Origin of the sequence: Actinomadura rubrobrunea NBRC 15275, from assembly GCF_001552235.1 — a bacterium.
GTDB lineage: Bacteria > Actinomycetota > Actinomycetes > Streptosporangiales > Streptosporangiaceae > Spirillospora > Spirillospora viridilutea.
In genome coordinates this window covers 20,092-41,534 of sequence record NZ_BCQU01000021.1, presented here as the reverse complement: position 1 = coordinate 41,534, position 21,443 = coordinate 20,092, and the positions used below count along the sequence as shown (strand labels likewise).

Sequence of the window (21,443 nt, the reverse complement as noted above, 5' to 3'; positions counted from 1 at the left end):
TCCTTCGACCGGCCGCACGACCTTGACCAAGCAACCGCTTGGTGTCACGCTCGCGGCGTGGCGAGGGCGACGTTCGCGGAACTGCTGATGGACCGCGCCGCCGACGACCGCGTCGGCCTGCGTTTCGAGGACGAGTCGTACACCTGGGTCGAGACCGTGCGGGCCGCGGGCGCCCGGGCGCGGATGCTGCGCGACCTGCATCCGTCCCCGGGCGGCCGCCCGGGGAGCCGTCCCGTGCACGTGGGCGTCCTGCTGGACAACGTGCCCGAGTACGTGTTCTGGCTCGGCGCGGCGGCGCTCTCGGGGGCCACTCTGGTCGGCGTCAACCCGACGCGGCGCGGCGCCGAGCTCGCCGCCGACATCCGCCACACCGACTGCGACCTGATCGTCACCGACTCCGCCCACGCCCCGCTCCTGGAGGGGCTGTGGCGCGGACCCGTGCTCCGCGTGGACGACCCCGCCTACCGGGACGCGCTGCCCGACGGAGACCCCGAACCCGTCCACGTCGCGCCGCGCGACCGGCTGCTCCTGCTGTTCACGTCCGGCTCCACCGGGCGGCCCAAGGCGGTGATCTGCAGCCAGGGCAGACTGGCGGACATCGCGCGGCAGTCGGCCATGATGGGCCTTCGCCGCGAGTCGGTCGCGTACTGCGCGATGCCGCTGTTCCACGGCAACGCGATCATGGCGAACGCGGCGATGGCCGTGCACGCCGGCGCCACGATCGCGCTGCGCCGCCGGTTCTCCGCCTCCGGGTTCCTGGCCGACGTGCGCCGCTACGGCGTCACGTACTTCAACTACGTCGGCCGCGCCCTGGCCTACATCCTCGCCACCCCGCCGCGGCCCGACGACGCCGACAACCCGCTGGAGACCGCGTTCGGCACCGAGGCGTCCCCTCGGGACATGAGCCGGTTCGCCGAACGCTTCGGCTGCCGGATCATCGAGGGGTACGGGTCGAGCGAGGGCGCCGTCTCCCTGCGCCGCACGCCCGACGCGCCCCCGGGCGCCCTCGGCGTCCCGCCGCCCGGGCTCGACGTGGCGATCCTCGACCCGCGCACCGGCGCCGAATGCCCGCGCGCCCGCTTCGGGCCCGACGGCGCGCTGCTCAACGCCGACGAGGCCATCGGCGAGATCGTCGGGCGCAACGCGGCCGCCGCGTTCGAGGGCTACTACAACGACCCGGAGGCCGACGCCGAACGCGTCCGCGACGGCATGTACTGGAGCGGCGACTTCGGCTACCGCGACGCCGACGGCTTCTTCCACTTCGCCGGGCGCGGCGCCGACCGGCTGCGCGTGGACGGCGAGAACTTCGCCGCAGCGCCCGTCGAACGCATCCTGTCCCGCTGGGAGCCCGTCGTGATGTGCGCGGTCTACCCGGTCCCCGACCCGCGCACCGGCGACCAGGCGATGGCGGCGCTGGAGCTGGACGGACGGCCGTTCGACCCGGAGGCGTTCGCCGGGTTCCTGGCGGCGCAGCCCGACCTGGGCACCAAGTGGGCCCCGCGGTTCGTCCGCGTGGTGCCGTCCATGCCGCTGACCGCCACCGGCAAGGTCGACAAGCGCCCGCTGCGCCGCGCGCACTGGCGGACCGGCGACCCGGTCTGGTGGCGCCCGGGCCGCGACCTCGCCTACCGCCCCCTGGAGGAGGCGGACGCCGCGGCGCTGCTCGAGCAGTTCGCCGCCCACGGACGCGCCCACGTCCTCGCCGCACTGTGACCCCCGGCGCGGCCTCGGCGGACCGTCAGTAGGGTTGAGGCAGACATCGGACCTCCTGGAGAATCCCGGCCGCTCATGAACATCAGCGTGCTGCGTCGCGCGACCTGCCGCCTGCTCGGCGTCGTCATGATCTCGGCCGCGGCGTCCGCGGGGCTGCTCGCGGCGCCCGCGTCCGCCCGCACCCCGGCGCCGCCGCCCGGTCGCGCCGCCGCCTCCGCCGCGGCGGGCGACGGCGGGCAGGGCGGCGTCCCCTGGCTCATGATCTTGATCGGGCTGGTCATCGGGATCGGCATCGGCATGGCGATGGTGTTCCGCGCCAAGCGCGACTGGGAGCGCGGGCAGAACGCGGGGCGGACCGCGGGGCCCCGAGACGACGGATCGGTGGACGGTGGCGAGTAAGAGCACCGCGACGGCCGCGGAGAAGGGCACGGGCACGGCGGCCGTCCTGCGCTTCGGGATCACGACCCTGGCCGCGGGCTTCGCCGTGCTCACGGCGGGCCTCGTCCTCGGCGGGGCCGTGGCGGAGAAGGTCATCCCCGGCATCGCCGACGCCGGCGCGGCGACCCGCTGGGGCCTGCCGATCGCGCGGCTGGCGATGGACCTCGGCGCGGCCCTGACCGTCGGCGCGCTCGTCGCCGCCGTCGCGCTGCTGCCCCTGGAGTCCGACGGCCGCAAGGAGACGCCGCGCCTGTCGCGGGACGCCCTGGAGTACCTGCGCGCCGCGTCGTGGGCGGCGGCCGCGTGGGCCGCCGCGGCGGCGGCCACCCTCGTCTTCACCGTCGCGGACGTGCTGGGCCGGCCGGTCGTGGAGGTGGTGACCGGCAGCGAGCTGAGCACCTACGTCGGGCAGATCTCCCAGGGCACCGCGCTCATGCTGGTGGTGCTGCTGGCGGTGGTCGTCGCGCTGCTGGGCCGCACCACCACCACGCCGGCGGCGGCGTTCGGCCTGCTCGCGGTCGCGGGCGTCGCGCTGCTGCCGCCCCCGCTGACCGGCCACTCCGCGTCGGCCGCCAACCACTCGGTCGCCGTCACCGGCGTCGCCCTGCACGTCGTCGCGGTCGCCCCCTGGGTGGGCGGCCTGGCCGTGCTGACCGCGCACGGGCTGACCCGGCGGGCGCGCCTGGACGTCATGGCCGACCGGTTCAGCCGCATGGCGCTGTGGTGCTACGTCGCCGTGGGGGTCAGCGGACTGGTGAACGTCATCGCCCGCCTGCAGGGCCCGGGCGAGCTGTTCGGCAGCGAGTACGGGCGGCTGGCCGTCGGCAAGATGGCCGCGTTCGCCGCGCTGGGCTGGTTCGGCTGGTGGCACCGCAAGAGGACGCTGCCCGAGCTGGCCGCGGGCCGGCCCTGGGCGCTGACCCGGCTGGCCGGCGTCGAGGCCGCCGTGATGGCCGCCACCATGGGCCTGGCGGTGGCGCTGGCCCGCACCGCGCCGCCCGCCCCGGCCGGCGAGCTGACGCCCGCCGAGGTGCTGCTCGGCTTCCCGGTCCCCCCGCCGCTCACGCCGGGGCGGCTGGCGACGCTGTGGACGTTCGACTTCTTCTTCGCCGCGCTGGTGGTCGTGCTCGGCGCGCTCTACCTGGCGGGCGTGGTGCGGCTGCGCCGCCGCGGCGACTCCTGGCCGGTCCTGCGCACCCTGTCCTGGCTGCTCGGCCTGCTCACCATCGTCGCCGTCACCCAGACCGGGGTCGCCCGGTACGCGCCGGTGCTGTTCAGCGTGCACATGGTCGAGCACATGGTGCTGTCCATGCTGTCGCCGATCTTCCTGGTCGCCGCCGCCCCCGTCACGCTGGCGCTGCGCGCCCTGCGGCCCGCGCGCATCCGCGGCGACCGGGGGCCGCGCGAATGGCTGACGGCGCTGCTGCACAGCCGCTACACCGCCGTCGTCACCCACCCGGCCGTCGCCACCGTGAACTTCGTGGCGAGCACGTTCGTGCTGTACTTCACGCCGCTGTTCCAGGGCGCGATGCGCAACCACCTGGGGCACGTCTGGATGACCGTGCACTTCCTGCTGGCCGGGTCGCTGTTCTTCTGGGTGCTGATCGGCGTCGACCCGGCGCCGCGGCGGCTGGGCTACCCGTGGCGGGTGCTGCTGCTGTTCGTCACGATGCCGTTCCACGCCTTCTTCGGTCTGGCGGTGATGAACCTCGGCGAGCCCCTGGCGCGCGGCTGGTACACCGCCGTCGCCCCGCCGTGGGCCGATGCGCTGCTGAAGGACCAGCACACCGGCGGCGGCATCGCGTGGGGCTTCGGCGAGATCCCCACGTTCCTCGTGCTGGTGGTCATGGCGTTCCAGTGGTACCTGGACGACCAGCGGCAGGCGCGTCGCCTGGACCGCAGGGCCGACCGCGCCGCCGCGCGCAGCGCCGAACGCGCCGCGCGCGGCGAGTCGGTGGACGAGGACGACGAGCTGGCCGCCTACAACGCCCGGCTCGCCATGCTGGCCGAACGCGACCGGCGGGCCCGCCAGGGCGGGCGGGGACGCCGAGCCGAGGAGTCCGGCTCCGCCGGCGCCGAGGAGGACGCCTCTCGGACCTGACGCCGGTCCGGCGACCCGCCCGCCGCTTCTGCTCAGAGCGTACGTTCTGTACATTTTGTGCAGTGGTGTGGTGGGCTGATCGGCATGCGCGACTTCCGATTCGGGTTCAACTTCTTCGACCTGAAGGACCGGGACTCGTTCGTCCGGCGGTGCCGTGAGGCCGAGTCCCGCGGGTACGACGTCGCCCTGGTGCCCGACCATCTCGGCGGCCCGGCGCCGTTCCCCACCATGGTCGCCGCCGCCGAGGCCACCGAGCGGCTGCGCGTGGGCGCGCTGGTGCTCAACGAGGCGTTCTGGAACGCCCACCTGCTGGCGCGGGAGGTCGCCACGGCCGACCGGCTCACCGGCGGACGCGTCGAACTCGGCCTCGGCGCCGGGCACATGAAGTGGGAGTTCGACCGGGCGGGCATCCCCTGGGAGCCGTTCGGCGCGCGGGTGGACCGGATGGCGGCCCTGGTGGAGGAGCTGGGCCGGCTGTTCGCCGAGCCGGGCTATCCGGAACGGGCCGAACGCGACGCCGCCCACGGCCTGACGCCCCTGGCGCCGGTGCAGAAGTCCGGTTTCGGCGGTTCGGGCCCGCCGCTGCTGATCGGCGGCACCGGCGACCGCGTCCTCGACCAGGCCGTCCGGCACGCCGACATCGTCGGCCTCGCCGGGGTGTACCAGGCGCCGGGCAAGCCGCCCGGCACGTTCCTGCTGGGCGACGCCGAGCAGGCCGACGACCGGGTGCGGTACGTGCGGGAGCGGGCCGGCGACCGCTTCGCCGAGCTGGAGCTGAACGTCCTGCTGCAGTACGTGGAGATCACGTCGGACCGGCGCGCCGCCGCCGAACGGCTCGCCGCCGGGCTGCTGCCCCACTTCACCGTCGAGCAGGTGCTCGACTGCCCGTTCGTGCTGTTCGGCACCGTGGAGCAGATGGCCGAGCAGCTGCGGGAGCGGCGGGAGCGCTACGGCTTCACCTACGTCGTCGTGCACGCTCCGTACGTCGACGCCCTCGCCCCGGTGATCGAGCGCCTCAAATGAGGCCGCGTCCGCGCGGCGTACAGAACTCCCGCCTCCGACATTCGCGCCCGGTCCGCGCGGACCAGGCGAGGAGTTAGTTCGGCCGCTATCCGGGAAGGTCCGTGATCACCCGTATGTCGGGCATGGGGGGCGCGGATGTCCTGGAATCGGATCGCGCGGGTGCTCGCGCCGGCGGCCGTGGCGGCCGCGCTGGCGGGGTCGGCCTGCGTCGACAACGCCGAGATCGTTCCGGCGGCCCGGTCCACGCACGCCTCGGTGGTCACCCCCGCCCACCGCGCCGCGGCGGCGGACGCCGTCACCGTCCCGCTGCGGATCATCAACCGGGACGGCGCGACGATCGTGCTCGTCCCGGTGAGCGTGAACGGGTACGGCCCCTACGAGTTCATCCTCGACACGGGCGCGTCCTCCTCCTCGGTGGACCGGCGCCTGGCGGACCGCCTCGGCCTGCCCGAGACGGGGCAGAGCGCCAATGTGCGCGGCGTGGGCGGCACCACGGTGGCGCCGATGGTGCGGCTGCGCGAGTGGCGGGTCGGCGGACGGCCGCTGCGGAGCCGGACGCTGGTGGTGACCGACGTCGGCGACGACCGCGTGTCCGGCCTGCTCGGCTCGGACGAACTGCGCCGCTTCGGCAAAGTGACCGTCGACTACTCCCGCCAGCGCCTGGTGCTGCACGGGGCGTGACGGGCATCGGGCGGTCCCGCGCGCGGGGCCGCCCGCGGCCGGCACGGGCGGCCCCGCCGCCGTCGACGCGGACGCGCGGAAGGTCAGCCGCCGGGCAGCTCGCCCAGGGTGACCTTCACGGTGCGGGCGGCGCCGTCCGCGGTCTGGAGCCGTACCTCGGCCGTGTCGCCCGGACGCAGCCGCGCCAGCACCTCGGCCAGCGCGGTCTGGCCGGGCGTGGCCGTCCCGTTCACGGCGAGGATCAGGTCGCCGGGCCGGATGCCCGCCTTGTCGGCCGGGCCGCCGGGAGTGACCTCGACCACGCCCACGGCCGTCTGCTCGAGACTTTCGGGGTCGAGGACGGTGCGGATCGTGACGCCCAGCGCCGCCCGCCCGGACCGGCTCACCCGGCCGTCCGCGATGAGCTGCGGGACGATCGACCGGACCGTGCTGCTCGGGGTGGCGAAGCCGATGCCGACGGCCGTGCCGCCGATCCGCGGGTCGGACGCGGCGGCGGTGGGAATGCCGATCACCTCGCCGTTCAGCGTGACCAGCGCGCCCCCGCTGTTGCCGGGGTTGATCGGCGCGCTGGTCTGGATGGCGTTGCCGATCGTCGCGCCGGGGAAGGCGCCCTCGCGCTTGGTCGTCACGGTGCGGCCGAGCGCGGAGACGATCCCGTTGGTGACGCTCCCGGACAGGCCCAGCGGGTTGCCCATGGCCAGCACGATCTGCCCGGTGCGCAGCCTGCTCGAGTCGCCGAACGCGGCGGGGCGCAGCCCGGCGCCGTCGACCCGCACCACCGCCAGGTCGTCGGGGACGAAGGCGCCCACCGGCGTGGCGGGCAGCGGCTTGCCGCCGCTGGCGGCGATCACCTCGATCCGCCGCGCGCCGGCGACGACGTGGGCGTTGGTGACGATGTGGCCGCGGCGGTCGTAGACGACGCCGGATCCCTCGCTGCGATCGGTGCGGATCTGCACCACCGACGGCAGGACCTTGGCGACGACCCGCTCGAACTGCTGCTCGAGCGTCGCCGCCGCGGGCGCGACCGCCACGGCCGTCGCGTCGCCCGCGCGCCCCGCCGGGGCCGGGGAGCCGTCGCCGCCTGAGCATCCGCCCGCCAGCAGGACGCCTGCCAGCACGGCGGCGCCCGCCCGGGCACCTGTGTGGAGGAACCTCATGCCCGCGATTGTCCCCGCGCGGACCTGCTCGACCCCCGCACCGCCGCGCGCCCGGAGCGCCGCCGCCCCCGAACCGGTGACGATCCCCGCACCGAACCATTGCGCACTTTTTGCCCAGCTTTCGTTACAAATGAGGGACCTAGCGTCGACGGACATGAGATCGGGGGATCATGGACGCCGCCACACTCTCCGAACTGCGCAAACCGCGCGCCTACCCGGCCGTGTCGGTGCTGCTGCCGACCGAGCGCCGCACGCCCAACAGCCGCCAGGACTCCATCCGCCTGCGCAACCTGCTCGCCGAGGCCCGCCGGCGGCTGCACTCCGACCCGCGGGTCGGGCCGGACGTCGCCGACGACGTGATGCGCGGCCTGGAGCGGGCCGCCGCCGACGCCGGCCCGGCGCACGCCGAGGGCCTGGCGCTGTTCGCCGCGCCCGGCGGCGAGCACCACGTCTACGCCGTGGACCAGCCGGTGGACCAGCGGGTGGTCGTCGACACCACGTTCGCCACCCGCGACCTGATCGCCGCCTGCTCCCGCACGACGCGCTACTGGCTGCTGGCGCTGTCGGACCAGGAGACGCGGCTGTGGGACGGGCGCGGCGGCGAGCTGACGGAGATGGTGCGCCACGGCTTCCCCGTGAAACCCGCGCCGGTCGACGAGGGGGGCGCCAAGCGCCAGGCGCCGCGCGGCGTGCCCCACGGCGACGAGCGCCACCGCCAGAGGCAGCTCCTGCGCGAGGTCGTGGCCCGGCTGGAGGCCGTGCTGGCCCGCGACCGGCGCCCGGTGGTGGTCGCGGGCGTGACCCGGCTGCAGGCGCTGTTCGACCAGCTGGCCGGGTCGCGGATCACGGTGGCGGGCCGCATCGACGGGAGCCACGACGGCACGCCGCCGAGCGCCCTGGCCCGCCTGGCGCGCCCGGTGCTGGACGCCTACGAGGATCTGCGCGAGGTGGCCGTGCTGGCCGAGCTGGAGGCCGCGCGCCGCCTGCACCGCTACGCCGCCGGCCTCGACGAGGTGATGCGCCTGGTCGAGGAGGGGCGCGGCGAGCACCTGATCGTCGAGCGCGGCTACTACGCCCCGGCGGTGCGCAGCGGCGACGAGCTCGTGTCGTTCGACGGCCCGCCCGGCGTGCTGCGCGGCGCCGACGTGGTGGACGACGTGGTCGACAACATCATCGAGACGACCCTGGAGTACGGGGGAGAGGTCACGTTCGTCTCGGACGGCTTCCTCGTCGACCACGACCGCATCGCCCTGGTCACCCGCTTCTAGGGCCGACAACCCGGCGCACGCCAGGCCACCCAGCCGACCGTCCGGGCCCGCCCCGGATAGGGGCGCCACCCGTTCGCGCCCGGCGACCACTGGAAGGTCCGCCACTGCGCGGAGTTCGGCGACCTGCTGGAGTGACCTGCTGGAGTGACCTGCCGGAAGTGACCTGATGGAGTAAGGAGCGTCAGCCCGTGGTGAGCCAGCGGGCGGCGATCTCGCCGAGGACCGACCGCATCGTCAGGATCGCCACGCCGAGCGTCAGCAGGGGCATGACCACCCACCGCTCCACCTTGCCGTCGGTGCGCGGGATCAGCGGGATCTCCACCCGCCACGTCATCGGCCAGAACACCGGGCAGCCCCGCGGCGTCAGGCAGTCGCCCGCCACGTGCGCCAGGCAGCCCAGCGCCACCGCGAAGCCGACGAAGCTCATGTCCAGGTCGTGCATGAGGTAGACGGCCAGGGCCGCGACCGCGCAGTCGGCGAGCGCCGACTGCGGCTCCTTGCCCTCGAAGTCGAGGCCGATGCCGCGCAGCCCGAACCCGACGATGACGAACAGCGCCGCCCACCAGCCGTAGACGAAATGCGTGGCCAGCCAGTCCATCGCCAGGCCCATCAGCACGGCGAACAGGATCGAGTGGGTGGCCTGCCGGTGCCCGCCCGCCAGCGCGCCGATCCCCTTGCACAGGTTCTTGGTGACGGGGCCGAAGGTGTTGGCGATGCGGCCGTTGTGGTGGTCGACGTCGGGCAGCAGCGCCGCGCCCGCGCACACCACCGCGCCCGCCAGCAGCTGCGCGGGCGACAGGGAGATCGCGTGTTCGCCGAGCAGCCGGTCCTGGCTGAGCAGGGGCACCGCCCCCAGCCACACCAGCGCACCGGAGAGGGCGTGCGTCTGCCCCATCATGTCGTGCTCTACCGCCCTTCGACCCGTTTCGTCGCCAGGGCGGGACTTTAGCCCGCCGCCGCGCACCCGCCGCGGTGACGCGCCGACGACGCGCCAGACCGCTTCCGCCCGTTTGGATGCGTTCGCGGAGCGGCGGGTTCCGGCGGCTACCGGACGGGGATGCGGCGCCAGGCGTCGTTGTCCTCGCCCGGCCGGTACGGGGAGTCCAGACGCTTGGCCAGCACGCCGGGCAGCCCCTGCTCGCGGGCGGCGGCGAGCACCGCGTCGCCGTCGCCGGGGAACCACGGGGCGGTCTGCCAGCGCGGGCCGGTGAGGCGCAGGCCGTCGAGCGCGCGGCGGCGCCGCTCGTAGGGCAGGTCCAGCAGCGGACGGCCGTCCAAATGGAGCACGTCGAAGATCAGGTACGTCTCGCGGCCGTCCACCCGCGCCAGTTCGCCGTCCAGCAGGACGGGGCGCGCGCCCACCGCCCGGCCGAGCGGCCCGCCCAGGCCCGCCGGGCCGGCGACCGCGCGGCCCCGCGCGTCGGTGAAGCGGGTGCGGCCGCCCTCGATGGAGGCGAGCAGGCGCCGTCCGCCCCAGTCGAACTCGAAGCCGTAGGCGTCCTGGTCGCGCGGCAGCCGGGCCCGCTCGGCGGCGGGCATCGGCCGCGGCGCCTCCGGCAGCGGCTCGGCGTCCGGGTCGGCGGGCGGGTCCATCCGGTGGATCATCCAGTTCTCGCCCCGCGTGCGGAACAGCGCGTACCGGCCGGACACCCGCGAACCGTGCAGCACCACCTTGACCTCGCGGTCGGACCACTTCTCGGTCTCGTACACGCCGCGGTCCCAGATCGTCATCGTCCCGGCGCCGTACTCGCCCCTGGGGATCTCCCCGTGGAAGGCGGCGTAGTCCAGCGGATGGTCCTCGGTGCGCACGGCCAGGCGGTCGGCGTCCGGGGCGGTCGGGATGCCCTTGGGCACCGCCCACGACACGAGCACGCCGCCGCGCTCCAGGCGCAGGTCCCAGTGCAGGCTCCGCGCGTGGTGCTCCTGGACGACGAAGGTGTCGTCGTCGCCGCGGGGGAGCGGCCCGTCGGCCGGAACCGGCTCCGGGGTCCGCCGATGATCGCGCTTGCTCCGGTACTCGGCCAGCGGGTCGGCGCCCCCGGGCCGCGCCCCGTCCTTCTTGCGTGCCGCCACGAGGTACGGCCTACCCCGTCGCGGGCGGCCTCACCGGATGAAGACGGCGTAGTCGGCCATGTCCGCGGTCAGCGCCGGCGGCAGCCCCACCAGCGCCGACAGCTCCTCGGCGGACATGAACCCGCCGGTCTCGTCCCGCACCTTGACGATGCGCGCGGCCAGCTCCGGGGTGATGCCGGGAAGCTGCGTCAGCACCTCCGCCGGGGCGTGGTTGACGTCGATCAGGCCGCCGTCGTTGTACTCGCGCGGCAGGTCGGGGCGGCCGATGCGCAGCTCGCGCGCCAGACCCGGGTCGCCCGCGGCCAGCTCGCGGGCCTTCTGCCGCAGCGCCCGCTGCCGCCGCACCCGCTCGATGGCGGCCTCGTTGTCGACGCCGGACAGCCCGTGGGGGTCGAAGACGCGGCGGCGCACCAGGAACGCGTGCCCGCAGCCCACCACCGCCTGCACGAAGGTCAGCACGCCCACGAGCCCGCTGGGGCCGCCCTCGCCGTCCGCGCGGGAGAGCAGGACCACCTGCGCCACGAAGACGGCCGTGTACACCAGGGCGGCGACGACCAGGTGGGCGTTGCGCCGCCACAGCGCCGCCCCCGCGAAGGCGAACGGCGTCAGGTAGCCCAGGCTCAGGAACGGCAGCGCCGCCCACGTCACGCTCAGCGCCGCCCGGCCGGGCGGCATGCTGTCGGACGGGACCCGTGGCGGCGGATACGGCGCTGAGGCGTTCATCGAGCTGCACTCCCGAGCCGGTTGGCGGCTTATGTGGCCTTAGGTCCCTTTTCTTACCCTCGGGGCGGGCCCGGGAATGGTCAGGGAAGGGTCAGGATCTCGTGGCCGTCTTCGGTCACCAGGATCGTGTGCTCGAACTGGGCGGTGCGCTTGCGGTCCTTGGTGACGACCGTCCAGCCGTCCTTCCAGATGTCGTAGTCGTGGGTGCCGAGCGTGAGCATGGGCTCGATGGTGAACGTCATGCCCGGCTGCATCACCGTGGTGGCGGCGGGGTCGTCGTAGTGCGGGATCACCAGCCCGGAGTGGAAGGTCGTGCCGATGCCGTGCCCGGTGAAGTCGCGCACCACCCCGTACCCGAACCGCTTGGCGTACGACTCGATGACCCGGCCGATCACGTTGATGGCCCGGCCCGGCGCGACCGCCTTGATGCCGCGCATCATGGCCTCGCGGGTGCGCTCAACCAGCAGCCGCGACTCCTCGTCGACGTCGCCGCACAGGAAGGTGGCGTCGGTGTCGCCGTGCACGCCGTGGATGTAGGCGGTGATGTCGATGTTGATGATGTCGCCGTCGCGCAGCACCGTGTCGTCGGGGATGCCGTGGCAGATCACCTCGTTGATCGAGGTGCACAGCGACTTGGGGAACCCGCGGTAGCCCAGCGTCGACGGGTAGGCGCCGTGGTCGAGCAGGAACTCGTGCCCGATGCGGTCCAGCTCGTCGGTGGTGATCCCGGGGCGGACGTGCCGGCCGACCTCCTCCAGCGCCTGCGCCGCGATGCGCCCGGCGATCCGCATCTTCTCGATGATCTCGGGAGTCTTGACGTCGGGTTCACCGGTCTTCGGGCGCTTTTTTCCCACGTACTCCGGGCGCGGGATGTGCGCGGGGACCTTGCGCATGGGCGAGATACGGCCGGGCCGGAGCAGTTGGGTCGTCATGTCTGGGAGTGTAGTCAGCCGGATCCGGGCACGATCCAAGGCGCGCGGCGCGCGCAGAGCGGAGGGACGCGATGAGCGACGACGGCGACTGGTGGTTCTGCCTCAAGCACCTGCGGGTGGAGCACGGCCCGGGCTGCGCGAACAAGGACCGCATGGGGCCTTACGGCTCGGAGGCGGCGGCGGGCAACGCGCTCCAGCTGGCCCGCGAGCGCAACGAGGCGTGGCGCGAGCAGGACGAGGACGAGGACTTCTAGATCCGCTCGGGCGGGGAGGGCCTAGTCCACGGTGGGGCCGCTGACCGTGTCGAGCAGGCGGGCCAGGCGGCGGCGCAGCCCGAGCCCGGACCGCCGCCGCGGCGGCTCCTCCCCGGCGGCCGCGCTGACCAGGTGCTGGGCGCCGTCGAACGTCAGCAGCGCGTCGTCGGGCGGGACGGTCAGGGCCTCGTGCGCCAGGCCGCGCAGCTCCCGGTCGCCGGTCTCCAGCGCGAGGATCGTCGCGCCGGTGCGGCGGGCGTCGTTCACCCGTTCCAGCAGCGGGTCCGGCGCGGCCTCCTCGGCGACGACGAAGAGCGTCTCGCCGCGCCGGGCCGCCTCCAGCCGCTCCAGGCCCACCCGCAGGTGCGGGGGAGCGTCCTTCGGCGGCGACCAGCGCACCAGCGTGGGGGACAGGGCGGGCAGCCGGCTCAGCCTGCTCTCGTCGTCGAGGTGCGCGGCCAGATGCCAGGGGTCGTCGCCGGGGGTCCCCACCAGCAGCAGCCCGCCCGGCGTGCGGGCGCTCACCCGGAGCGCCCGGCCGAGCTCGCCGGTGCGCTCCAGCCACCCGGTGGCCGACAGAATCTCCCGCAGCATCATCACCCGCTCGGCGTCCACATCGACCATGGTGCCGCAAGACCGCGCGCGACTCGGGGGGTTCGCCGATGCCGGAGGAACGGGCGCGGAACCGGTTTGGCAGACTCGGCCCCATGACTGAGCAGCAGAGGACTCCGCACGACCTGCCCGACGTGACCGGCCTGACGATCGGCATCCTGGGCGGCACCGGCGACCAGGGCAAGGGGCTGGCGCGGCGGTTCGCGCTGGCCGGGCACCAGGTGATCATCGGGTCGCGGAAGGCGGAGCGGGCCCGGGAGGCCGCCGCGGACCTGGGCGAGGACCTGCCGGTGCGGGGGGCGGAGAACGCGGTCGCCGCCGCCGAGGCCGACGTGGTGATCGTCGCGGTGCCGTGGGAGGGGCACAAGGCCACGCTGGAGTCGGTGCGCGCCGAGCTGGACGGCAAGATCGTCGTCGACTGCGTCAACCCGCTGGGCTTCGACAAGCGCGGCGCCTACCCGCTGCCGGTCGAGGAGGGCAGCGCCGCCGAGCAGGCCGCCGCCGTGCTGCCCGGCAGCCGGGTGGTGGCGGCGTTCCACCACGTGTCCGCCAAGCTGCTGCTGGACCCCGCCGTCGACGCGATGGAGCTGGACGTGCTGGTGCTCGGGGACGACCGCGAGGCCACCGACCTCGTCCAGGCCCTCGCGGGGCGCATCCCCGGCATGCGCGGCGTGTACGGCGGGCGGCTGCGCAACGCCCACCAGGTCGAGGCGTTCACCGCCAACCTGATCTCCATCAACCGCCGCTACAAGGCCCACGCGGGTCTGCGCGTCACCGACGTCTGAGACCGCGCGGCCCGCGCGCACGCGGACGGGGCGACCCGCTCGGCGCGGATCGCCCCGCCGCGGCGCCGGCGACCGGCGCCCGTGACGAGCCCGTGAGGAGAGGACGGTTCAGCGGTAGGCGTGCTCGGGGGCGGGGAACCGGCCGCCGACGACCTCCTCGGCGTAGGCGCGGGCGGCGTCGCCGAGCACCGTCTGCAGGTCGGCGTACTTCTTGACGAACTTGGCGGTGCGCGGCGTCAGCCCGGCCATGTCCTGCCAGACCAGCACCTGCGCGTCGGTGTGGTCGCCCGCGCCGATGCCGATGGTCGGGATGGACAGCGAGTCGGTGACGCGCGCGGCCAGGTCCTCGGGGACGCACTCGAGCACCACAGAGAACGCGCCGGCCGCCTCCAGCGCCTTGGCGTCGGCCAGCAGCTCCTCGCCGGCCTGGCCGCGGCCCTGCACCCGGTAGCCGCCGAGGACGTTGACCGACTGCGGGGTCAGGCCGAGGTGCCCCATCACCGGGATCCCGGCGGCGACCAGGGCCTCCACCTGCGGCAGGATGCGGCGGCCGCCCTCCACCTTGACGGCCTGGACGCCGCTTTCCTTCATGAAGCGGGCGGCGGAGTCGAGGGCCTGCGACACGCCGGCCTGGTAGGAGCCGAACGGCAGGTCGGCGACCACCATCGCGCGCTTGGTGCCGCGGACGACGGCGGCGGCCAGCGGGACGAGATCGTCCACGGTCACCGGGATCGTGGAATCGTACCCGTACACCACCATGGCCGCCGAGTCGCCGACGAGCAGCACCGGGATGCCGGCCTCGTCGAAGACGCGGGCGGTGAGGGCGTCGTAGGCGGTGAGCATGGGCCATTTCTCGTGCCGCAGCTTGGCGGCGGCGATGTCGCGGACGGTGACCCGGCGGTCCCCCTTGCCTCCGTAGAGAGCGGTGGGCTGGGCAGCGGAAGACGAAGACACGATGTACCTCCAGTCTCGAGGCGCCGCGGTGGCGTACCCGGACGAATCCGATGATTCCACCGCAGGGACGATTCGGGTACCCCCGGAACGCCGTGGCGGCCGCCACGTCCGCCGGAGGGCGCGGCGCGGGAAGAAATTACGAAACGCTACGGTTGCGTATCCTTGTGGGCCGAGCGTACCGTCAAAAGGGACAAACGCGTACGTAACGCCTGCGCATCGCCGACGCATTCCCGCGTCACCGTGATCCCCGCGCAGAGGAGAGAGTTGGATCCGCAATCGATACACCGCCGGCGCTGGTACATCCTCGCCGTGCTCACCGTCTGCCTGCTGGTGGTGGTGCTCGACAACACCATCCTCAACGTGGCGCTGAAGACCATCGCCGACCCCGAGCAGGGCCTCGGCGCCACGCAGAGCCAGCTGGAGTGGGCGATCAACTCCTACACGCTGGTGTTCGCCGGCCTGCTGTTCACCTTCGGCGTGCTCGGCGACCGGATCGGCCGCAAGCGCGTCCTGCTGGCCGGCCTGGCGGTCTTCGGCGTCGCCTCGCTGCTGTCGTCCCAGGCCGGCACCCCCGACCAGCTGATCTGGGCCCGCGCCCTGATGGGCCTGGGCGGCGCCGCGATCATGCCGCAGACGCTGTCCATCATCACCAACGTCTTCGAGCCCCAGGAGCGGGCCCGCGCCATCAGCATCTGGGCGGGCGCGGTCGGCATGGCCGTGGCCATCGGCCCCGTCACCGGCGGGCTGCTGCTGGCCCACTTCTGGTGGGGCTCGGTGTTCTTCGTCAACGTCCCGGTCATCGTCGCCGGGATCGCGCTGATCGCGCTGCTGGTGCCCGAGTCCCGCAACCCGGAGCCGGGCCGGTTCGACCCGGTCGGCGTGCTGCTGTCCATCGTCGGCCTGGTCGCCCTGGCGTACGGCATCATCCGCGGCGGCGACACCGGCGACTGGATCCAGGCCCGGGTGCTGCTGCCGATCGCCGGCGGAGCGGCCGTGCTGGCGCTGTTCGCCTGGCACGAGGCCCGCACCGACCACCCCGCCTTCGACGTGCGGCTGTTCCGCGACCCGCGGCTGTCGGCGGCGGTGGCCTCCATCGCCCTGTGCTTCTTCGCCGCCACCGGCGTGTTCTTCTTCGCCAACTTCTACCTGCAGTCGGTGCGCGGCCTGACCCCGATGCAGGCCGGGATGATGGTGCTGCCGTTCGCCGTCGCGCAGCTGGCGTTCGCGCCGCGCAGCGCCGCCATGGTGCGCCGCTTCGGCGCCAAGGCGGTGTGCACCACCGGCCTGCTGCTGGTGACCGCCGCGCTGGCGGGCTACCAGTTCGTGGACGAGCACAGCCCGCTGTGGGTCATCGGGACGGTGTTCTTCCTGCAGGGCTCGGGCATGGCCAACGTCATGCCGCCCGCCACCGAGTCGGTCATGTCGGCGCTGCCCCGGGAGAAGGCGGGCGCCGGATCGGCCATCAACAACACCGCCCGGCAGGTCGCCGTCGCGCTCGGCGTGGCCGTCCTCGGCTCGGTGGTCGCCTCGGTCTACCGCGGCGACCTGGGGGACCGGCTGGCCGCTCTGCCGGCGGGCGCCCGGGAGACCGCGGCGCAGTCCATCGAGGGCGCCCACGCGGTCGCGGACCGGCTCGGCCCCGCCGGACACGACCTGATCGGCCCGGCGAACGCGGCGTTCATGCACGGCATGCACGCCGCGGCGATCGCGGCGGCCGTCGTCGCCTTCATGGCGTCGATGCTGGTGCTGCGCTGGATGCCCGGACGCGCCCGCAAGGCCGCCGACGCGGCGTCCGCCGAGACGCCCGAACGGCGCGAGACCGCCCAGGTATGAGCAGCCAGGTATGAGCAGCCAGGTATGAGCAGCCAGGAATGAGCGGCCAGGAACGAGGCAGGAACGAGGAACGTGGCCGGCGATGACCGACATGCAGCACCCCGCCCCCGCTGAGCCCGACCCCGGCCCCGGGCCGGGCGACCGGACCGCGCGCGACCGGACGGCGGTCCCCGCCGCGCGCGGCAAGGACGACGCGTCCGGACGCTGCGCCCGCGCGCCCGGACGCCCCCGCAGCGAGCGGGCCGAAAAGGCGATCATCGACGCCACCCTGGACCTGCTCGCCGAGGAGTGCGGCGTCGCGGGCGTCTCCATCGAGGCGGTCGCCGCCCGCGCCGGCGTCGGCAAGACCACGATCTACCGGCGCTGGCCCAACAAGGAGGCGCTGATCGTGCACGCGCTGGCCACGATCAAGGGCCCGCTGCCCGAGCCGTCCGGCGCCTCGGTCCGCGAGGACCTGCTGGCGGTGGCCCGCGCGATGCGCGCGCAGAACAGCCGCAAGGGCGTCCGGTGCCTGTGGAACGTGGTCGGCGCCGCCGAGAAGCACCCCCGGCTGTACGCCCGCTACCGGCAGGACGTCATCGAGCCGCGCCGCCAGGTGATCAGGGACGTGCTGCGGCGCGGCGTGGCCACCGGCGAGCTGCGCCCCGACCTGGACGTCGAGACCGCCGTCACCATGCTGACGGGGGCGCTGACCGGCAAGTTCCCCGCGCAGACGCTGCCCGACGACTTCCCCGAGACGGTGGTGGACATGCTGCTGCGCGGCATCGCCGCCGACACGTCCTGACGTGTCCGGGCGCAGGTGGGCGCGAACGCGCCGTCGCGACGCGCGCGTCCGTTTTCGGCGCGGTAAGCGTGATCTTCTCCCCTCCGTCCGGTCCGATGCTCCATACTGGCGCTGGGGAGTGGTAGGACGGCTGTCTGGAGCGCGTCTGGTGAGATCCGTGATGGCGCCGCAAGGCGATGCGACGGCCGCCGATACGGCGTCGCGCACCCTGGTCCTCGGAGTGGACGCCGGGCGGCGCGTCGTCCAGTGCGGGCCGAACGCCGCGTCCGTCCTCGGCCGCGCTCCGGCCGAGGTCATCGGGTGTTCGGCGGCCGAGCTGGTGGTCGACGAGGCCAAGGCGGATCTGGAAGTCCTGCTGGAGGGGCTGGCCGCGGGGCAGGAGCGCAGCGGCGCGCTGACGCTGCGCCGCGCCGACGGCACCACCACCGAGGCGGTGGTGACCGCCCAGCCGCTGGTCGGCGGCGACTCCCCGGACGCCCCCGCCGGGCTGCTGTTCGTGCGGGTGGCGCTGCCGCCCAGCGAGCGCTACCAGGACCCGGCGCTGATGCGCCGCGCGCTCATGGACGACCCGCTGGCCCGCTTCGGCGCGTCCCTCGACCTGGACCAGGCCGCCCGCGGGCTGGTCGACGTGATCGTCCCGCACTTCTGCACCACCGCGTCGGTGCTGGTGCTGGAGAGCCTGGTCGCCGCCGACGAGGTGCACGAGGAGACCGGCGCGGCCGTGCTGCGCCGCATCGCGGTCACCTCCGACGACGACAACCCCAAGTGGACGGCCACCTTCCCGGTCGGCGAGGTCCTGGTGTACCCGGAGGGCACGCCGTACCGGCAGGTCCTGCAGACCATGCAGCCGGTGCACCTGCCGCTGGTGGACGCCCAGACCGCCAAAGACATCGCGCGCCGCTGGCGCCGCGGCCCGGTGGGCGACCTGCTGACCGGCGTGTCGATGGTGCTGCTCCCGCTGGTGGCCAAGGACACCATGCTCGGGTTCATCGCGTGCACCCGCGTCCCCGGGTTCCGCCGCTTCGACGCCTACGACGTCGAGATCGGCATGGAGTTCGCCTCCCGCGCCGCCATCGTCATCGACAACGCGCGCCGGTACAGCCGCGAGCGCGCCACGGCGCTGGCGCTGCAGCGCTCCCTGCTGCCCAACCGGCTGTCGGCGCCCTCGTCGGTCGAGGTGCGGCACCGCTACCTGCCCGGCAGCAAGCTGGTCGAGGTCGGCGGCGACTGGTACGAGTCGATCGCGCTGCCCGGCGCCCGGGTCGCGCTGATCGTCGGGGACGTGGCCGGGCACGGCGTGCGCGCCGCGGTCACCATGGGGCGGCTGCGCACCGCCCTGCACACGCTGGCCAACCTGGAGCTGCCGCCCGCCGACGCGCTGCACGTCATGCACGAGCTGATGATCGAGCTCGGCGAGCAGGAGCCGCACTTCGCCACCTGCGTGTACGCGGTGTACGACGCCACCACCGGCACCATCGAGGTCGCCTCGGCCGGGCACCTGCCGCCCCTGCTGGCCCGCCCCGACGGCAGCAGCGAGTACCTGAAGGTCCCGCCGGCCCCGCCGCTCGGCGTGGCGGGCGGCGCGACCATCGAGAGCCGCGAGTTCACCGTCGAGGACGGCAGCGTCTTCGTCATCTACACCGACGGCCTGGTGGAGAACCGCGGCACCGACATCGACGACGGCCTGGCCCGGCTGCGCGGCGTGTTCGGGCCCGGCACCGCCGAGCGCCCCATGGAGGACCTGGCCAAGGCGACGCTGGCGGGGGTGTACGCCGACCACCACCGCGACGACATCGCCGTCCTCATCGCCCGGCTGCGGCGGCTGCCGCCCGAGCGGTTCGCGTCCTGGACCCTGCCGTCCGACCCGGCCGCCGTGCGCCGCGCCCGCGGCCTGGTGCGCAGCAGGCTGGCGATCTGGGACCTGGACGAGCTGTCCTACACCACCGAGCTGCTGGCCTCCGAGCTGATCACGAATGCGCTGCGGTACGCGCGCAGCGGCCCGATCGAGCTGCGGCTGCTGCTGGAGCGCACCCTGGTGCTGGAGGTCATGGACCGCTCCGCCGCGCTGCCCCGGCTGCGGCACGCCGCCGACGACGACGAGAACGGCCGCGGCCTGCTGGTCGTCAGCCAGCTCGCGCACCGCTGGGGATCGCGCCGCACCGCCGCCGGCAAGGTCGTGTGGTGCGAGCAGATCGTCCCCGGCGTCGACCCGGACCCGTACGAGACCGTCGACACCTGGCCCGGCGAGAACCACCACCGCGAGTAGGGGCGGCCCGCCGCGCGGCGGCCCCGCCCGGCCCGTGCCGCGGCCCGCAGGCCTACCGGCCGGAGGGTTCGCGCCAGCGGTTGGTGACGGGCAGGCGGCGGTCCCGGCCGAAGTTCTTCGGGGTGATCTTCGGGCCGGGCGGGTACTGGCGCCGCTTGTACTCGGCCACGTCGACCAGCCGGATCACCCGCTCCACCAGCGCGGGGTCGTGGCCGGCGGCGACCAGGGCGTCGCGGCCGAGGTCGTTCTCCACGTAGTCGACCAGCAGCGGGTCGAGCACGTCGTAGGGCGGCAGCGAGTCGGTGTCCCGCTGGCCGGGCCGCAGCTCCGCCGACGGCTCCTTCAGGATGATCTCCTCGGGGATCGGCTCGACGTCCAGCGCCCGCCAGAACGGCGACGCCTGCCCGACCCGGCCGTCGCGCCAGCGCGCCAGCTCCCACACCATCGTCTTGAAGACGTCCTTGATCGGGGCGAAGCCGCCCGCCGAGTCGCCGTACAGGGTGGAGTAGCCGGTGGCCAGCTCGCTCTTGTTGCCGCAGGTCAGCACCAAGTGTCCGGACTCGTTCGACAGGCCCATCCACACGTTGGCGCGGATGCGGGCCTGCAGGTTCTCGGCGGCGAGGCCGTGCAGGTCCAGCTCGGCCTCGAACGCGTCGACCATGCCGCGGATCGGCACGACCCGCGAGTGCAGGCCCTGCCGCTTGACCAGCTCCTCGGCGTCGGTGACCGAGTGCTCGGAGGAGTAGCGGCTGGGCAGCAGCACCACGTGCACGTTGTCCGGGCCGATCGCGTCGGCGGCGATCGTGGCGACCAGCGCCGAGTCGATGCCGCCGGACAGCCCGAGGATCACCGAGCGGAAGCCGTTCTTGCGGACGTAGTCGCGGGTGCCCAGCACCAGCGCCGCGTACACCTCGCCGAGGTCGTCCAGCGGCTCGGCGCGCTCCGGCGGCGCCGGCTCGTAGGCGGGCACCGGCGTCTCGGACAGGATCCGCCGCTCGACGGTGATGGCCGTGCCGTCGCCCGCGTCCACGGGGCGGCCGCCCTCGCGCACGGACGGGTCGGCGCCGGGCAGGTCGAGGTCGGCCACCAGGAGGTGCTCGACGAACTGGGGCGCCCGCGCCAGCAGGGCGCCGTCGGGGCCGACGATGACCGAGTCGCCGTCGAACACCAGCTCGTCCTGGCCGCCGACCATGTTGACGTACGCCAGGCTGCAGCCGGCCTCCCGCGCGCGCCGGGCGCACAGCTCCAGCCGCACGTCGTCCTTGCTGCGCTCGTACGGCGAGGCGTTGACGACCAGCAGCAGGCCCGCGCGGGCGGCGCGGGCGACGCCGACCGGGCCGCCGTCCTGCCACAGGTCCTCGCAGATGACGGTGGCGACGTCCACCCCGTGCAGCCGGACGACGGGCAGCCGGTCCCCGCGCGCGAAGTACCGGTACTCGTCGAACACGCCGTAGTTGGGCAGGTGGTGCTTGGCCGACCGGATCAGCACGCCGCCGTCGTGCAGCCACGCCACGGCGTTCTGCGCCGACGGCGCGGGCCGTCCGGCGCGCACCGGCGCGTCCGTGCGGTCCAGGTAGCCGACGACGACGGGCAGGCGGCCGAGGCCCTCGTCGGCGAGCCGGCGGGCGGTGCGCTCCAGCATGCGCCGCGAGGCGTCCACGAAGGACTGGCGCAGGGCCAGGTCCTCGACCGGGTAGCCGGTCAGCGCCATCTCGGGGAAGGCGACCAGGTGCGCGCCCGCCTCGGCGGCGCGCCGCGTCCACTCGACGATCAGGTCGGCGTTGCCGTCGAGGTCCCCGACGGTCGGGTTCACCTGCGCGAGCGCTATCCGAAGCTGTGCCACGTG

Annotated in this window: 19 protein-coding genes; 11 read left to right on the top strand and 8 right to left on the bottom strand. The window is 74.3% G+C overall.

The annotated features are described in order from the left end of the window. Positions 1–57: 57 nt before the first annotated feature. The 5 genes from AR3_RS09060 to AR3_RS09040 all read left to right on the top strand — a co-directional run bounded on the left by AR3_RS09060 (position 58) and on the right by AR3_RS09040 (position 5,956). Positions 58–1,713 carry an AMP-binding protein gene (locus AR3_RS09060; RefSeq protein WP_217998501.1) on the top strand — a complete coding sequence of 552 codons (1,656 nt, stop codon included), beginning with the start codon at positions 58–60 and terminating at the stop codon, positions 1,711–1,713. Positions 1,714–1,788: 75 nt separating this feature from the next. Beyond that, the gene (locus AR3_RS09055; RefSeq protein ID WP_067911437.1) at positions 1,789–2,112 is read left to right on the top strand and encodes a hypothetical protein; all 324 of its coding nucleotides are present in this window, start codon (positions 1,789–1,791) and stop codon (positions 2,110–2,112) included. Next, positions 2,102–4,252, top strand: a complete 2,151-nt coding sequence (locus AR3_RS09050) for a bifunctional copper resistance protein CopD/cytochrome c oxidase assembly protein (protein ID WP_083951158.1) — start codon at positions 2,102–2,104, stop codon at positions 4,250–4,252. The genes AR3_RS09055 and AR3_RS09050 overlap by 11 nt, the downstream gene beginning before the upstream one ends. An 84-nt stretch (positions 4,253–4,336) precedes the next feature. Continuing rightward, the gene (locus tag AR3_RS09045; RefSeq protein ID WP_067911434.1) at positions 4,337–5,275 is read left to right on the top strand and encodes a TIGR03621 family F420-dependent LLM class oxidoreductase; all 939 of its coding nucleotides are present in this window, start codon (positions 4,337–4,339) and stop codon (positions 5,273–5,275) included. Positions 5,276–5,410: 135 nt separating this feature from the next. After that, positions 5,411–5,956 (top strand): retropepsin-like aspartic protease, encoded by a 546-nt coding sequence (locus AR3_RS09040; RefSeq protein ID WP_067911431.1) that lies wholly within the window; start codon positions 5,411–5,413, stop codon positions 5,954–5,956. Positions 5,957–6,039: 83 nt separating this feature from the next. On the opposite strand, the gene AR3_RS09035 is transcribed toward AR3_RS09040, so the two are convergent. Continuing rightward, positions 6,040–7,113 (bottom strand): S1C family serine protease, encoded by a 1,074-nt coding sequence (locus AR3_RS09035; RefSeq protein ID WP_067911428.1) that lies wholly within the window; start codon positions 7,111–7,113, stop codon positions 6,040–6,042. Positions 7,114–7,283: 170 nt separating this feature from the next. On the opposite strand from AR3_RS09035, the gene AR3_RS09030 reads away from it, so the two are divergent. Next, on the top strand, positions 7,284–8,381 hold the full coding sequence (locus tag AR3_RS09030; RefSeq protein ID WP_067911425.1) for a baeRF3 domain-containing protein: 1,098 nt from the start codon (positions 7,284–7,286) through the stop codon (positions 8,379–8,381). A gap of 181 nt (positions 8,382–8,562) precedes the next feature. Here the strand turns inward: AR3_RS09030 and AR3_RS09025 are convergent, their stop codons facing one another. From AR3_RS09025 to map, 4 genes are all read right to left on the bottom strand, one after another. Next, positions 8,563–9,279 (bottom strand): metal-dependent hydrolase, encoded by a 717-nt coding sequence (locus AR3_RS09025; RefSeq protein WP_174545438.1) that lies wholly within the window; start codon positions 9,277–9,279, stop codon positions 8,563–8,565. 146 nt (positions 9,280–9,425) lie between these two features. Continuing rightward, positions 9,426–10,454: a DNA polymerase ligase N-terminal domain-containing protein gene (locus tag AR3_RS09020; RefSeq protein ID WP_067911422.1), complete on the bottom strand. Its 1,029-nt coding sequence runs from the start codon at positions 10,452–10,454 to the stop codon at positions 9,426–9,428. 30 nt (positions 10,455–10,484) lie between these two features. Further along, positions 10,485–11,177 carry a ComEA family DNA-binding protein gene (locus AR3_RS09015; protein ID WP_067911419.1) on the bottom strand — a complete coding sequence of 231 codons (693 nt, stop codon included), beginning with the start codon at positions 11,175–11,177 and terminating at the stop codon, positions 10,485–10,487. Positions 11,178–11,257: 80 nt separating this feature from the next. Continuing rightward, the gene (gene map / locus AR3_RS09010) at positions 11,258–12,109 is read right to left on the bottom strand and encodes a type I methionyl aminopeptidase (RefSeq protein ID WP_067911416.1); all 852 of its coding nucleotides are present in this window, start codon (positions 12,107–12,109) and stop codon (positions 11,258–11,260) included. Between the two features lie 71 nt (positions 12,110–12,180). Between map and AR3_RS09005 the strand changes: the two genes are divergently transcribed. Further along, complete coding sequence (locus tag AR3_RS09005; RefSeq protein ID WP_067911413.1) at positions 12,181–12,363, top strand: hypothetical protein; 183 nt, start codon at positions 12,181–12,183, stop codon at positions 12,361–12,363. Positions 12,364–12,384: 21 nt separating this feature from the next. Here AR3_RS09005 and AR3_RS09000 read toward each other — a convergent pair whose 3' ends face one another. Further along, a complete protein-coding gene (locus AR3_RS09000; RefSeq protein ID WP_067911409.1) occupies positions 12,385–12,987 on the bottom strand; it encodes a hypothetical protein in 603 nt (200 codons plus the stop codon). An 83-nt stretch (positions 12,988–13,070) separates the two neighbouring features. Here AR3_RS09000 and npdG point away from each other — a divergent pair, with 83 nt between their 5' ends. Then, entirely contained in the window at positions 13,071–13,760 is a 690-nt protein-coding gene (npdG, locus tag AR3_RS08995; protein WP_067911406.1) for an NADPH-dependent F420 reductase, read from the top strand. Between the two features lie 108 nt (positions 13,761–13,868). Here npdG and panB read toward each other — a convergent pair whose 3' ends face one another. Continuing rightward, positions 13,869–14,714: a 3-methyl-2-oxobutanoate hydroxymethyltransferase gene (panB, locus tag AR3_RS08990; RefSeq protein ID WP_067911403.1), complete on the bottom strand. Its 846-nt coding sequence runs from the start codon at positions 14,712–14,714 to the stop codon at positions 13,869–13,871. A gap of 264 nt (positions 14,715–14,978) precedes the next feature. Between panB and AR3_RS08985 the strand changes: the two genes are divergently transcribed. From AR3_RS08985 to AR3_RS08975, 3 genes are all read left to right on the top strand, one after another. After that, a complete protein-coding gene (locus AR3_RS08985) occupies positions 14,979–16,547 on the top strand; it encodes an MFS transporter (RefSeq protein WP_067911400.1) in 1,569 nt (522 codons plus the stop codon). 82 nt (positions 16,548–16,629) lie between these two features. Beyond that, entirely contained in the window at positions 16,630–17,331 is a 702-nt protein-coding gene (locus tag AR3_RS08980) for a TetR/AcrR family transcriptional regulator (protein WP_227023023.1), read from the top strand. A gap of 148 nt (positions 17,332–17,479) precedes the next feature. Then, positions 17,480–19,597 carry a SpoIIE family protein phosphatase gene (locus AR3_RS08975; protein WP_227023022.1) on the top strand — a complete coding sequence of 706 codons (2,118 nt, stop codon included), beginning with the start codon at positions 17,480–17,482 and terminating at the stop codon, positions 19,595–19,597. A gap of 52 nt (positions 19,598–19,649) precedes the next feature. Here the strand turns inward: AR3_RS08975 and AR3_RS08970 are convergent, their stop codons facing one another. Next, positions 19,650–21,440: an NAD+ synthase gene (locus AR3_RS08970; RefSeq protein WP_067911531.1), complete on the bottom strand. Its 1,791-nt coding sequence runs from the start codon at positions 21,438–21,440 to the stop codon at positions 19,650–19,652. Positions 21,441–21,443: the final 3 nt, after the last annotated feature.